Origin of the sequence: Aeromicrobium sp. Root472D3 (assembly GCF_001426485.1) — a bacterium.
Taxonomy (GTDB): domain Bacteria; phylum Actinomycetota; class Actinomycetes; order Propionibacteriales; family Nocardioidaceae; genus Aeromicrobium.
The window spans coordinates 538,203-551,370 of the sequence record NZ_LMET01000001.1 but is presented as its reverse complement, the minus strand read 5'-3'; the positions used below and the strand labels follow the sequence as shown (position 1 = coordinate 551,370).

The following is a 13,168-nucleotide window of genomic DNA, read 5'->3' as shown; positions in this document are numbered from 1 at the left end:
AAGGCGGCCGTAGATGGCGGGGGTGCTGCAGCGCTTCGAGCAACGCCTGGAGGGTGCCGTGACGGGAGCGTTCGCCCGGGCCTTCCGCAGCGCGGTGCAGCCGGTCGAGATCGCCGCTGCCCTGCAGCGCGAGGTCGACAACTCCGCGCACATCCTGTCGCGCGACCGGATGCTGGTGCCGAACGACTTCACCGTCGAGCTCGCGCCCTCCGACTTCGAACGCCTCAACCCCTTCAGCACGACGCTGGCCGAGGAGCTCGAGACGCTCGTCAAGGAGCACGTCGTCGAGCAGCGCTACACGATGCCCGGCGCGTTCGAGCTGACGTTCACGATGGTCAACGACCTCAGCACCGGACGCTTCCGGGTGCGCAGCAAGACCACGGCCGCCGTCACGCCCGTCGCGGGCCAGCGCATGACCGACACGGCGGTGCGGTCGGCCGACGTCATCCTCGAGGTCAACGGCATGCGCCACCCCCTGAGCCCTCCCGGTGTCGTGATCGGCCGCGGCAACGAGGCCGACCTCAAGATCGACGACCCGGGCATCTCGCGGCGCCACGCACAGATCAAGACCCACCAGAGCGGCGCCGAGACCACCGTCACGATCGTCGACCTCGACTCGACCAACGGCGTCGTGCTCAACGGGCACCGCGTCGCCACCGCGGTCGTCGCCGACGGCTCGGAGATCCGGCTGGGCAACACCGTGATCATCATCCGCATGACGGAAGTGACGTGATGTCCGAGCTCACCCTGACCCTCATCAAGCTCGGCTTCCTGGCCGTCCTGTGGCTGTTCGTGCTGTCGGCCGTGTCGGTCATCCGCTCCGACATCTTCGGCACCAAGGCCCCGTCGACACCCCGCCCGGCCAAGCAGAAGGCCCCGGCCAAGGTCGGCCGCACCAAGGCGCGCAAGCCCCCGCGCGGCAACCCCACGACGCTCAAGATCGTCGACGGGCCCAACGCCGGCCAGAGCGTGCCCCTCGGCGACGGGCCGATCCTGCTGGGACGCGGCACCGACGCGGCGATCCGCCTCGACGACGACTACGTCTCGACGCGTCACGCCCGCTTCGCGACCAACGGCGAGCAGTGGTTCGTCGAGGACCTCGGCTCGACCAACGGCACGTACCTCGGCAGCCAGCGCATCACGACCCCGATCCCGATCGGCCTGGGCATCCAGGTGCGCCTCGGCAAGACCATCGTCGAGCTGCAGAAGTAGTCCATGACCGCCCTCAGCTACCGCTACGTCGCCCTGACCGACACGGGTCTGCGCCGCGCCGACAACGAGGACTCCGGCTACGCGAGCGACCACCTGCTCGTCATCGCCGACGGCATGGGCGGTGCCGCCGCCGGCGAGATCGCCTCGTCCGAGACGCTCCACGTCATCCGCCAGCTCGACCGCGACCTCGACATCGATGCGATCGACGCCCTCGACCGGGCCGTCATCGACGCCAACCAGCGCCTGGCCGACATCATCGCCCGCGACCCCGCCGTCGAGGGCATGGGCACGACGCTCGACGCCCTGCTGTGGGACGGCGAGAAGTTCGCCTTCGCGCACATCGGCGACTCGCGGGTCTACCGCCTGCGGGGCAACGACCTGCAGCAGATCAGCACCGACCACACCTTCGTCCAGAGCCTGATCGACGAGGGCCGCATCTCCAAGGCCGAGGCGCGCACGCACCCGCACCGCTCGCTGATCCTGCGCGCGATGCTGGGCCGCGACGACAACGGCGCCGACCTCAGCTGGGTGCAGCCCGTGCTGGGCGATCGCTACCTGCTGTGCAGCGACGGCCTCTCCGACATGGTCGAGGACCCCGCGATCGCCCGTGCCCTCGGCGCCGAGACGATCGACATGGCCGCGACCGAGCTCATCCGCCTGGCCCTCGAGGGCGGCGGCGTCGACAACGTCACCGTCGTGATCGCCGAGTTCGTCGAGAAGAACACCGAGCCCGACGAGCACCTGTCGTGCTCCGACGGCCAGCCGCAGCTCGTCGGCGCGGCCGCGAGCCAGCAGCGTCCCCGCACCGGCAACGCCGCTGCGGGCACCGACACGACCCGCACCGACGGTGAGCAGACCTTCGACCCCGAGGAGCTGCGCTACGCCCCCCGACCGCCTAGCCGGCGGCGCTGGGTGCGGTGGACGGCCGGGCTCGTCGTGCTCGCGGCGATCCTCGCCGCCGCCGGCTACTTCGCGTACCAGTGGTCGCAGACCCAGTACTACGTCTCGGACGTCGACGGGAAGGTCGCGGTCTACCGCGGCGTCCAGGCCGACATCCCCGGCATCACCCTGAGCCACGTCGACGAGACGACCGAGATCGAGCTGACGTCGCTCAGCGAGTTCCAGCGTCGCGAGATCGAGGACGGCATCGAGGCCTCGAGCAAGGCCGACGCCCTGCAGACCATCAAGGAGCTCGACGTCATCACCCCGCCCACCCCGGCACCCAGCCCCAGCACCACGCCCACCGCGCCCGCCCCGGCGACCACGACCCCGACCGCCGCGACCCCCGCGGTCTGGACCCCATGACGACCCCGGTCTGGGTCCCCCGCAAGCGGCGCGGGGCCGAGCTGTTCCTGACCTTCCTCGCCGTCTTCATCGGCATCGCCGCCTACGCCTCGGTGGGCCTGGGCGCCGAGGGCACGATCCCGGCCGACACCTACAAGCTCGGCGGCGCCCTGATCGTCGTGGCCATCGCGACGCACCTGATCGTGCGCCGGGTCGCCCCGTACGCCGATCCCGTGCTGCTGCCGCTGGTCATCTCGCTCAACGGCCTCGGCCTGGCGATGATCTACCGGCTCGACATCGGACGCCAGCAGATCGATCCCGCCCGGGCCGCCTTCGCCAACTCCCAGCTGGTGTGGACGGCCGTCGGCATCGCGGCCTTCGCCGGCATCCTGATCGCGGTGCGCGACCACCGCCGCCTGCAGACGCTGACGTACACGTTCGGCGCCGCGGCGATCGGCCTGCTGATCCTGCCGCTGATCCCCGGCGTGGGCCAGACGATCAACGGTGCCCGCATCTGGGTCGTCCTGTTCGGCTTCAGCTTCCAGCCCGGCGAGGCCGCCAAGGTGTGCCTCGCGATCTTCTTCGCCGGCTACCTCGTCGTCAAGCGCGACGCCCTCGCGCTGGCCGGCCGGCGCATCATGGGCATCGACCTGCCGCGCGGGCGCGACCTCGGCCCGATCCTCGCGTGCTGGCTCATCAGTGTCGGCATCCTGGTCTTCCAGCGCGACCTCGGATCGTCGCTGCTGTTCTTCGGCCTGTTCGTCGTGATGCTCTACGTGTCGACCGAGCGTCCGGGCTGGATCGTCGTCGGCGGGCTGCTGTTCGGCGCCGGCGCCTACTTCGGCTACGCCGCCTTCGGCCACGTGCGCGTGCGCTTCGACGCCTGGCTCGACCCGTTCGGCGACCCCGACCGCAACGGCCAGGTCATCAACGGACTGTTCGGGCTGGCGCACGGCGGCATCCTCGGCCAGGGCCTCGGCCAGGGCAGCCCGCAGCTGACGCCGTACTCGTTCTCGGACTTCATCGCCGCCTCGATGGGCGAGGAGCTCGGGCTCACGGGCCTCATGGCGATCCTGCTGATCTACGGGCTCATCGTCGAGCGCGGTCTGCGCATCGCGCTGACGTGCCGTGACGCGTTCGGCAAGCTGCTGGCCGCGGGCCTCGCGTTCTCGTTCGCGCTGCAGGTCTTCGTCGTGGTCGGCGGCGTCACCCGCCTGATCCCGCTGACGGGTCTGACGACGCCGTTCATGGCGCAGGGCGGCTCGTCGGTCGTCATGAACTGGGCCATCATCGGCCTGCTCCTGCGCATCAGCGACCAGACGCGTCGCCCCGCCCCCGAGATCTCGACCTTCGACAGCAACGACGAGACCCAGGTGGTGAAGATCTCGTGAACCGTCCCATCCGCAACATCGCCGTCGCGTGCCTCGTGCTGTTCCTGGCGCTGATCCTCAACGCCAACTTCGTGCAGTTCGTGCAGGCCGACGAGCTCAACAGCAAGAACGGCAACCGCCGCGTCATCAACGAGGAGTACTCCCGCGACCGCGGCGCGATCCTGGTCGACGGCAAGCCCGTCGCCGAGAGCGTCAAGAGCAAGGACGAGTACAAGTTCCAGCGCCGCTACCCCGACGACGACCTGTACGCGCCCCTGACCGGCTACTTCTCCTACATCTACGGTCGCAGCGCCGTCGAGAGCACGCAGAACGACGTCCTGTCGGGCAGCGACGACCGCCTGTTCGTCAACCGGGTCGTCGACCTGGTGTCGAACAAGCAGCCCAAGGGCGGCAGCGTCGAGCTCACGATCGACCCCCTGGCCCAGAAGGCCGCCGCCGAGGGCCTCGAGCGCCTCGGCGACGACACCAAGGGCGCCGTCGCGGCGATCGACCCCCGCACGGGCGCCGTCCTCGCGATGGTGTCGCAGCCGTCGTACGACCCGAACCGCCTCGCGAGCCACGACTTCACCGAGGTGCAGAAGGCCTGGCAGGACCTCACGACCGACGACGACCAGCCCATGACCAACCGCTCGACCGAGCAGACGCTGCCCCCGGGCTCGACGTTCAAGCTCATCACGGCGGCGGCCGCCCTCGAGAACGGTGTCGTGACCGACATCGACGACAAGGTCAAGGCCGGCACGACGCTGAAGTTCCCCGGCTACGGCTACACCCTGCCCAACGAGAACGGCGGCAACTGCGGCGGCAGCACCATCACGTTCGAGCGGGCGCTCAACGTCTCGTGCAACGTCGCCTTCGGTGGCCTCGCCCTCGAGATCGGCCAGGAGAAGCTCGGCGAGCAGGCCGCCAAGTTCGGCTTCGGCACCGACCCGATCGACGGTCTGGCCGCCAGCCCCAGCCGCTTCACGAACCCCGACACGACGCTCGAGCCGCCGCAGCTCGGCCAGACCGGCATCGGCCAGTTCGACGTGGCGGCGACGCCGCTGCAGATGGCCATGGTCGCGGCGGGCATCGCCAACGACGGCGACGTCATGAAGCCCTACGTCATCGACACCGTGCGCGCGCCCAACCTGCGCGTGCTCGACAAGACGCAGCCCGAGCGGCTCAGCGAGGCCGTCAGCGAGACCACGGCGCGCAAGCTGCGCGAGATGATGGTCAGCACGGTCCAGCAGGGCACCGCGACCTCGGCGCAGATCCCCAACGTCGAGGTGGGTGCCAAGACCGGCACCGCCCAGTCGACGCCCGACCGTCCGCCCTACGCCTGGTTCGTGTCGTACGCCAAGGACGGCGACAACGAGGTCGCCGTCGCGGTCCTGGTCGAGTCCAGCGACACCGCCCGCGACGAGATCGCCGGCGGACGCCTCGCCGGTCCGATCGCCAAGTCCGTCATGGAAGCGGTGCTGGGCAAGTGACCGACGTACTCCCCCTGAACGCAGCGATTGAAGGAATGACACGATGACCGATTCCGGCGACACCGAGGCCACCGACGGCGTGGTCCGCCTGGGCGACCGCTACGAGCTCGGCGGGCTGCTGGGTCGTGGCGGCATGGCCGACGTGCGCGTCGGTCGCGACCTGCGTCTGGGTCGCACCGTGGCGGTCAAGCAGCTGCGCGGCGACCTCTCGGCCGACGACACGTTCCAGGCCCGGTTCCGCCGCGAGGCGCAGTCGTCCGCGGCGCTCAACCACCCGTCGATCGTGGCGGTCTACGACACCGGCGAGTCGATCGACAAGCACGGCAGCCACGTGCCCTACATCGTCATGGAGTACGTCGAGGGCCAGACGCTGCGCGACATCATGCGCGGCGCCGAGAACGGTCGCAAGATCCTGCCCGAGCGGGCCCTGTCGATCACCGCCGACATCCTCAGCGCGCTCGACTACAGCCACCGCTCCGGCATCATCCACCGCGACATCAAGCCCGCCAACGTCATGCTGACGCCGTCCGGCCAGGTCAAGGTCATGGACTTCGGCATCGCGCGCGCCATCGCCGACACGTCGTCGGCCATGACGCAGACCGCCGCCGTCATCGGCACGGCGCAGTACCTGTCGCCCGAGCAGGCGCGCGGCGAGACCGTCGACGCCCGCAGCGACATCTACTCCACCGGCTGCCTGCTGTACGAGCTGCTCACGGGACGTCCGCCGTTCATCGGCGACAGCCCCGTGTCGGTCGCCTACCAGCACGTGCGCGAGGAGGCCAAGCCCCCGTCGCAGCTCAACCCCGACGTCAGCCAGGCGATCGACAACATCGTGGCCAAGTCCCTCGCCAAGCGCGTCGACGACCGCTACGAGAGCGCCGCCGCGATGCGCAAGGACCTCGAGCGCGTCCTGGCGGGTCACTCGGTCGACGCCCCGACGTCGGCGACCTCGGTCGTGCCGGGTGCGACGCAGGTCGCCCCGGTCGTCGCGGCCGCGGCTGCCGGCGCCGCCGCCGGCTCGCGCCGCGCCACCCCCGATCCGGAGGACGAGGACGACAAGTCGGGCAAGTGGTGGGCGATCGGCGCCCTCGCGGTCGTGCTGATCGCGGCGATCGCCGGCGTGCTGTGGTTCACCGGGGCGTTCGACTCCGACGAGCCGCCGCCGCCGACGCAGGTCGCCGTCACCGACGTGACCGGCCAGGACGTAGACACCGCCACGCGAGCCCTGACCAACGACGGCTTCGTGGTCGGCGACACGACCGAGCAGGCCAGCGCGGACGTCGAGGAGGGCCAGGTCATCGAGACCGATCCCCCCGCCAACACGCAGCTCGACGAGGGCTCGACGGTCAACCTGGTCGTCAGCACCGGCCCCGAGACGGTCCCCGTCCCCAATCTGTCCGGCTACACGTACGACCGTGCCAAGGAGACCCTCGAGGGCCTGGGGCTCCAGGTCACCAAGGAGCTGCAGGACAGCGACGCCCCGCGCGACCAGGTGCTCAACACCGACCCGTTCAGCGGTAGCGAGGTCGAGGCCGGCTCGACCGTCAAGCTGATCGTCTCGCGCGGTCAGGCCACCGTCCCCGACCTGGTCGGCCAGATGGAGCAGGACGCCCAGGACGCCCTCGACGAGCTCAACCTGAAGTACGAGGTCACCGAGGACCCGAACTCCACGGAGCCCGCCGGCACCGTCGTCCGCCAGTCGCCCACCAGCGGCCAGCGGGTCTCGATCGGCTCGACCATCACACTGACGGTGTCGCGCAAGCCCGACACCCCGACGCCGACGACACCCACGCCGCCGGCCACCGACGGCGACCCGAACGTCCCGGACACCCTGGGCGGTTGAGTCCGGCGGCTGAGTGGGGTCGGGCCCGACTCAGCCGGCGAGGCGGGCGTGCGTCAGGGACACGGGGTTGGCGTAGGCCTTGACCGTGACCTGGCGCAGCTGCTCGATCTCGAGGCCCAGGTCGTAGCTGCGCGAGTAGTCGGCGTACGTGGACGTCTCGGGCGACTGCGCCATCGCGCGGTACATGCCGCCGACGTTGCCGATCGCCTCGATGACGTAGGGCGGCGAGTAGGGCACGCCGTCGAGCACGACGGTGTTGCCGACGCACTTGATGCCCGTGGTGGAGATGAGCCGCTGGCCCTGCAGCGAGATCGCCTCGGCGCCACCAGCCCACAACGCGTTGACGTAGGCCTGGATGTCCTGCTGGTGCACGACCAGCAGGTTGGGATCGATGTCGGGATCCTTGCCCGTGCGGGGGGCGTCGGTCAGCGTGACCCGGATGCCGGGTCCGTTCATCGCCGTGAGCCCCGTGGCGGGCTCGAGGTCGTCGACGCGCTCGCGCAGCCGGTCGAGGTCGTCGCCGCCGACGCCGGACGACAGCTGGTCGATCTGGGCGCGCAGCGCCTGCGCGTCGTCGCGCCGGGAGTCGATGCGGTCGGACCGCTCGCGCAGCAGCGAGCCGACGTCACCGCCGGACGGTCGCAGGTCGTCGCCGTCGGCGCTGATCGACGCCGCCGCGAACAGCAGGCCGGTCGCGGTGAACACGCCGAGCACCAGGAGCGGTCGTCGGCGCAGCGCGTGGGTGCCTGTCTTGGCCATGCCGCACTCCTCCCGTGCCCGGTCGACGACTAGGCTACCCGTGAGCACCCACCGATGCGGCCCTCGCGCCGCACCAACCCACCGGAGACGTCGTGGCGAGAGACAAGGCCCCCAAGGGCCCGCAGGCCCAGAAGATCGGCAACCGCTGGGCGGGCCCCGCCATGGTCGGTTCGGCCCTCATCGGACTGGTCTGGATCGTGGTGTTCTACGTGCTGAACGGCCAGACGATCGACTACCCGTCGTTCCTGCAGTGGTACGCCGATCTCGGCAACTGGAACCTCGTGATCGGCATGGGCTTCATCGTGGCGGCCTTCGGCTTCGCCATGAAGTGGGAGTGACCACCGCTCCTCGCTGAATTACACGGGTGTAGTTATCCACATCTGTGTGCACAGCTGTTGACGACGACGTGCGCCCCGGCCCGCCGCTAGGGCGTGAGCTGCATCGTCCGCAGCACGAAGGCGGCGATCATGACGATCCACAGCGCGCCGATCGCCAGTGATTGCACGAGCGTGCGGCGGTCGCGCGGCGCGTAGGCGAACACCGCTCCCAGGGCGACTCCCGCGACGAAGCCGCCGAGGTGCCCCTCCCAGCTGATGTTGGGGCCCGCGACGCTGATGAAGGCGTTGATCGCCAGCAGCACCAGCAGGGTGCGGACGTCCTGTTTGGCCTTGAGCAGGAAGATCAGGGCCAAGCCGAACAGCCCGAACACGGCACCGGAGGCGCCGATCGTGACGGTCGCCGGATCGGCCAGCAGGTACACCACGATCGAGCCGGCGAGGGCCGACGTGAGGTAGGCGACGACGAATCGCGCCGTGCCCAGCGCGCGTTCGACGAACGGCCCGAACAGGTACAGCGCGTACATGTTGAACAGCAGGTGGAGCATGCTGCCGTGCAGGAAGGCCGAGGTCAGCAGACGCCAGTAATCGCCGTCGGCGGTGACGTACGCCTGCAGGGCTCCCTGCTGGTAGACGTCGCCGGCGCGGTCGCCGGTCGCGAGCTGCGCGACGTAGGCCGCGACGTTGATGCCGATCAGGATCATCGACACCCGGCCCTCGCGGCCGGAAACGGCTCCGCCGGCCAGCGTCGTCGGCTGGCGGACGGTCTTGGCCCCCTCCGCGATGCAGGAGGGGCACTGGAACCCGACGGAGGCGTCTCGCATGCAGTCCGGACAGATCAGCCGCTCGCACCGCTGGCACGAGATGTAGGCCTCGCGGTCCGGGTGGTTGTAGCAGCGATAGTCCTCCGCCGGGAGGTTCACGACCTAGCCCTCGGAGCGGGCGATCGTCAGCTTCTCGATCACGACGGGCTGCGCCGGACGGTCGAAGCCGTCGGTCGAGACCTTGCCGATCGTGTCGACGACGGCGCGGCTCGCGTCGTCGGCGACCTCGCCGAAGATCGTGTGCTTGCGGTTGAGCCAGTCGGTCGGCACGAGGGTGATGAAGAACTGCGAGCCGTTCGTGCCCGGTCCGGCGTTGGCCATCGCGAGCAGGTACGGCTTGTCGAAGCGCAGGTCGGGGTGGAACTCGTCCTCGAACGTGTAGCCCGGGCCGCCGGTGCCGGTGCCGAGCGGGTCGCCGCCCTGCAGCATGAAGTTGGCGATGATGCGGTGGAAGCCGAGCCCGTCGTAGAAGGGCTTGGTCGCGACCTGGCCGGTGGCCGGGTCGACGAACTCCTTGGTGCCCTCGGCGAGGCCGACGAAGTTGTCGACGGTCTTGGGGGCGTGGTCGGGGAAGAGATTCACGACGATGTCGCCATGGTTGGTCGAGAAGGTCGCGGTGAGCTGCGAGGCCACAGGGGGGATCCTTTCGGTGTGGTGACCCCATCTTTTCACGTCCGGCCAACTTCCGTCGGGCGGCTGGCGGGGCGGCGGTCCACCGATCCGGTGGCTATCGTGAGCGCATGTCGACGTCCTCGGGCTCCCACCGCCTGCGCACCCTGTTCCTGCTGACGCTGCTGGTCGGCGCCCTGCTCGCCCTGCGGGCCGCGGTCGCCGACAAGGGCGGCTCCTACGATCCCGCGGAGGTGCGTCGATGAGCGTCACGGTCGAGCGGGTCGACGGCGGCATCGCGGTGCTGACGTTCAGCGAGCCACCCGTCAACCTCTACTCCCTCGAGCTGCACGACGCCTTCGACGTCGCGCTCGACGAGGTCATGGCCGATCCGCCGCGGGCGCTGCTGATCCGCGCCGAGGGCAAGATCGTCTCGGGCGGCGTCGACGTCGCCCAGTTCCACGCGCGCAGGACCAAGGCCGAGACGCTGGCCCTGTACGACCGCATGCTCGAGCTGCCGACCCGGATCGACGCCATGCCGTTCCCGACGTTCTTCGCGGCCCACGCCCTGACGCTCACGTGGGCCTTCGAGGTCGCGGTCGCGTGCGACATCATCCTGGCCAGCGAGAAGGCGAAGTTCGGCCTGGTCGAGCGGGTCATCGGCCTGACGCCCACGATGGGCGGCACGCAGCGGCTCGCGGCGCGGGCCGGCGTCGGTCGCGCGAAGGAGTTCGTGTTCACGGGCGACCTCTACGACGCGGCGACGATGGAGCGCTGGAACGTCGTCAACCGGGTGCTCCCGGTCGAGGGCTTCGACGACGCGGTGCTGTCGTTCGTCCGGTCGATCGCGGTCGGCCCCACGAAGGCGTTCGGCGCGGCGAAGGACATCCTGCGCCACTTCGAGGCCGGCGGCGTGCCGCAGGCGATCGAGCACACGACCGCGATCGCGTCCGAGCTGTTCGACACCGACGACCTGCAGCACGGCATGGAGTCGTTCCTGACGAACGGCCCCGGCCGGGCGACCTTCGAGGGCCGCTAGACCGTCAGGCGATCGCGGGGTGGTCGGCGTTGACCTTGAGGGTCGTGCGCCGCTCCGCCCAGAAGCTGACGAACGGGATCGTCGCCAGCAGCATCGTCGTGATGGTGAAGACGGGCTTCCACTTGTTGCGGGTGGCCAGCACGGCGATCACCACGAGCAGGGCCATGAACAGCAGGCCGTGGACCTGGTCGATCACGAGGATCAGCGTCTCGTTGCGGTTCCACCACGAGCCGTCGCCGGTCAGTCGTTGGGCGAACGCGGCCGTGAACACGAAGATCAGGTTCAGGCCGACGATCGTCGCCAGCACCTGGTACGGAAGCAACGGACCGCGAGGATTCTTCACGACCTCAGGCTACCTTCGCGGGCCTGGCGGCGATCGTCTCGGTGCACATGCGCCACCACATGAACGCCGCGAACAGGCCGAAGACCCACCACTGCATCGCGTAGGCGAGGTTCTTGAGGCCGACGGTCCACGAGACGTCGTCGGGCTGCGGCGGCGGCACGAGGTCGAGGGACCCGGCGGTCGCCGGGTCGGTGCTGATCGCGAAGCCCGAGTAGAGGTCGTACGGCACCTCGTTGATCAGGCTGGGGATCCGGACGGCGCCGATCGTCCGCTCGTCGGGGTCGAACGACCGGGCACCGGCCTCGGCGGGCTCGCCCGGCTCGAGGACGGCCTCGACGACCACGCGGCCGGCCGGGACGTCCGGCAAGGCGCCGGTCTCGGACGACCAGCCGCGCACGACCAGCAGGGTGTCGCCGCCGGCGACCTGCAGCGGTGCGAGCAGCCACGCCCCGTCGCGTCCGTCGAGCTCCTTGGGCGTGACCCAGATCTGCTCGTCCGCCGGGGCGAACGATCCCTCGACCGTCACGGGCCGGTGGTTCAGGTCGCGGGTGAACGGCGTGTCGGGCGTCCACAGGTCGGTCAGCGCGACGCGCGGCACCTCGCGCTTGTCGGCCTGCTCGTCGTGCTGGCGCGAGTCGTACACGCCCATCTGCCACAGGCCCATCAGGACGCAGAACACGACCGCGACCACCCCGAGGACGTGCAGGCCCATCAGGCCGGGCGTGAACCAGGCCTTGACGGGGGGTCTGCTCGTCTCGGGGCGCACGGTGGTCACGCCGTGAACGGCGTGACGTCCGGGTAGAGCGGGAAGCGCTCGGCCAGCACCGTGACCCGCTTGCGCAGGCCCTCGAGGTCGACCTCGCCGGGCTGCAGCGCCGCGGCGATGATGTCGGCGACCTCGGTGAACTCCTCGGCGCCGAAGCCGCGGGTCGCGAGCGCCGGCGTGCCGATGCGCAGGCCCGACGTCACCATCGGCGGACGGGGGTCGTTGGGGACGGCGTTGCGGTTGACCGTGATGCCGGCCTCGTGCAGCCGGTCCTCGGCCTGCTGGCCGTCGAGCTCGGAGTCACGCAGGTCGACCAGCACCAGGTGGACGTCGGTGCCGCCGCTCAGGACCTTGACGCCCGCCGCGGTCATGTCGTCGGCCAGCAGGCGCGACGCCAGGATCTGCGCGCCCTCGATCGTGCGCTGCTGGCGCTCCTTGAAGCCGGGCTCGAGGGCCATCTTGAAGGCCACGGCCTTCGCGGCGATGACGTGCTCGAGCGGGCCGCCCTGCTGGCCGGGGAACACCGCGGACCGCATCTTCTTGGCGACCTCGTCGTCGTTGGTCAGGATCGCGCCGCCGCGAGGACCGCCGAGGGTCTTGTGCGTCGTGGTGGTGACGATGTGCGCGTGGGGGAGGGGGCTGGGGTGCAGGCCCGCCGCGACCAGGCCCGCGAAGTGCGCCATGTCGACCCACAGCTTGGCGCCGACCTCGTCGGCGATCTCGCGGAACAGCGCGAAGTCGAGCTGCCGCGGGTAGGCCGACCAGCCGGCGATGATGACCTGGGGCTTGTGCTCGCGAGCCAGCGAGCGCACCTCGTCCATGTCGACCAGACCGGTCTCGGGCACCACGTGGTAGGCGACGGGCTTGTACAGCTTGCCCGAGAAGTTGAGCTTCATGCCGTGCGTCAGGTGGCCGCCGTTGGCCAGGTCGAGACCCAGGATCGTGTCGCCGACCGTCGCGATGGCGTGCAGGGCCGCGGCGTTGGCCGTCGCGCCCGAGTGCGGCTGGACGTTGGCGTAGCCCGCGTCGAACAGCTGCTTGAGGCGGTCGATCGCGATCGTCTCGACCTGGTCGACGAACTCGCAGCCGCCGTAGTACCGCTTGCCGGGGTAGCCCTCGGCGTACTTGTTGGTCAGCACGCTGCCCTGCGCCTCGAGCGCCGCGACGGGCGCGAAGTTCTCGGAGGCGATCATCTCGAGCGTCGACTGCTGACGATGCAGCTCGGCGTCGAGAAGCGCTGCGATGTCGGGGTCGAACTCGGACAGGTGCTGGTCGTGGCTCATGCCACCAAGGA

At 70.1% G+C, this 13,168-nt stretch carries 15 protein-coding genes; 9 read left to right on the top strand and 6 right to left on the bottom strand.

Going from position 1 to position 13,168, the window contains the following annotated elements; all coding sequences use genetic code 11:
* Positions 1–13: 13 nt before the first annotated feature.
* The 6 genes from ASD10_RS02710 to pknB are packed head-to-tail and all read left to right on the top strand — an operon-like array spanning position 14 to position 7,199.
* Positions 14–733: a DUF3662 and FHA domain-containing protein gene (locus ASD10_RS02710; RefSeq protein ID WP_056604220.1), complete on the top strand. Its 720-nt coding sequence runs from the start codon at positions 14–16 to the stop codon at positions 731–733.
* Complete coding sequence (locus tag ASD10_RS02705) at positions 733–1,212, top strand: FHA domain-containing protein (protein WP_056604218.1); 480 nt, start codon at positions 733–735, stop codon at positions 1,210–1,212. Before ASD10_RS02710 ends, ASD10_RS02705 begins: the two co-directional genes overlap by 1 nt.
* Before the next feature lie 3 nt (positions 1,213–1,215).
* On the top strand, positions 1,216–2,517 hold the full coding sequence (locus ASD10_RS18605) for a PP2C family serine/threonine-protein phosphatase (protein WP_056604215.1): 1,302 nt from the start codon (positions 1,216–1,218) through the stop codon (positions 2,515–2,517).
* The gene (locus ASD10_RS02695) at positions 2,514–3,887 is read left to right on the top strand and encodes an FtsW/RodA/SpoVE family cell cycle protein (protein WP_056604212.1); all 1,374 of its coding nucleotides are present in this window, start codon (positions 2,514–2,516) and stop codon (positions 3,885–3,887) included. The genes ASD10_RS18605 and ASD10_RS02695 overlap by 4 nt, the downstream gene beginning before the upstream one ends.
* The gene (locus tag ASD10_RS02690; RefSeq protein WP_056604209.1) at positions 3,884–5,356 is read left to right on the top strand and encodes a penicillin-binding protein 2; all 1,473 of its coding nucleotides are present in this window, start codon (positions 3,884–3,886) and stop codon (positions 5,354–5,356) included. The genes ASD10_RS02695 and ASD10_RS02690 overlap by 4 nt, the downstream gene beginning before the upstream one ends.
* A gap of 43 nt (positions 5,357–5,399) precedes the next feature.
* Complete coding sequence (pknB, locus tag ASD10_RS02685) at positions 5,400–7,199, top strand: Stk1 family PASTA domain-containing Ser/Thr kinase (protein ID WP_056604206.1); 1,800 nt, start codon at positions 5,400–5,402, stop codon at positions 7,197–7,199.
* 30 nt (positions 7,200–7,229) lie between these two features.
* On the opposite strand, the gene ASD10_RS02680 is transcribed toward pknB, so the two are convergent.
* Entirely contained in the window at positions 7,230–7,958 is a 729-nt protein-coding gene (locus ASD10_RS02680) for a DUF881 domain-containing protein (RefSeq protein WP_056604202.1), read from the bottom strand.
* Positions 7,959–8,050: 92 nt separating this feature from the next.
* Between ASD10_RS02680 and ASD10_RS02675 the strand changes: the two genes are divergently transcribed.
* Positions 8,051–8,296, top strand: coding sequence for a cell division protein CrgA (locus tag ASD10_RS02675; RefSeq protein WP_056604199.1), 246 nt, complete (start codon positions 8,051–8,053; stop codon positions 8,294–8,296).
* Between the two features lie 86 nt (positions 8,297–8,382).
* On the opposite strand, the gene ASD10_RS02670 is transcribed toward ASD10_RS02675, so the two are convergent.
* Positions 8,383–9,216 (bottom strand): rhomboid family intramembrane serine protease, encoded by an 834-nt coding sequence (locus ASD10_RS02670; RefSeq protein WP_056604196.1) that lies wholly within the window; start codon positions 9,214–9,216, stop codon positions 8,383–8,385.
* A 3-nt stretch (positions 9,217–9,219) separates the two neighbouring features.
* Positions 9,220–9,750: a peptidylprolyl isomerase gene (locus ASD10_RS02665; RefSeq protein WP_056604193.1), complete on the bottom strand. Its 531-nt coding sequence runs from the start codon at positions 9,748–9,750 to the stop codon at positions 9,220–9,222.
* Positions 9,751–9,857: 107 nt separating this feature from the next.
* Between ASD10_RS02665 and ASD10_RS19480 the strand changes: the two genes are divergently transcribed.
* Together ASD10_RS19480 and ASD10_RS02660 are read left to right on the top strand one after the other, a co-directional pair.
* Complete coding sequence (locus ASD10_RS19480) at positions 9,858–9,992, top strand: hypothetical protein (protein ID WP_255355092.1); 135 nt, start codon at positions 9,858–9,860, stop codon at positions 9,990–9,992.
* Complete coding sequence (locus ASD10_RS02660; RefSeq protein ID WP_056604190.1) at positions 9,989–10,765, top strand: enoyl-CoA hydratase/isomerase family protein; 777 nt, start codon at positions 9,989–9,991, stop codon at positions 10,763–10,765. Before ASD10_RS19480 ends, ASD10_RS02660 begins: the two co-directional genes overlap by 4 nt.
* 4 nt (positions 10,766–10,769) lie before the next feature.
* Here ASD10_RS02660 and ASD10_RS02655 read toward each other — a convergent pair whose 3' ends face one another.
* The 3 genes from ASD10_RS02655 to glyA are packed head-to-tail and all read right to left on the bottom strand — an operon-like array spanning position 10,770 to position 13,157.
* A complete protein-coding gene (locus ASD10_RS02655) occupies positions 10,770–11,108 on the bottom strand; it encodes a DUF3817 domain-containing protein (RefSeq protein WP_082555981.1) in 339 nt (112 codons plus the stop codon).
* Between the two features lie 4 nt (positions 11,109–11,112).
* The gene (locus ASD10_RS02650) at positions 11,113–11,883 is read right to left on the bottom strand and encodes an SURF1 family protein (RefSeq protein ID WP_056604187.1); all 771 of its coding nucleotides are present in this window, start codon (positions 11,881–11,883) and stop codon (positions 11,113–11,115) included.
* On the bottom strand, positions 11,880–13,157 hold the full coding sequence (gene glyA, locus ASD10_RS02645; protein ID WP_056604185.1) for a serine hydroxymethyltransferase: 1,278 nt from the start codon (positions 13,155–13,157) through the stop codon (positions 11,880–11,882). The genes ASD10_RS02650 and glyA overlap by 4 nt, the downstream gene beginning before the upstream one ends.
* Positions 13,158–13,168: the final 11 nt, after the last annotated feature.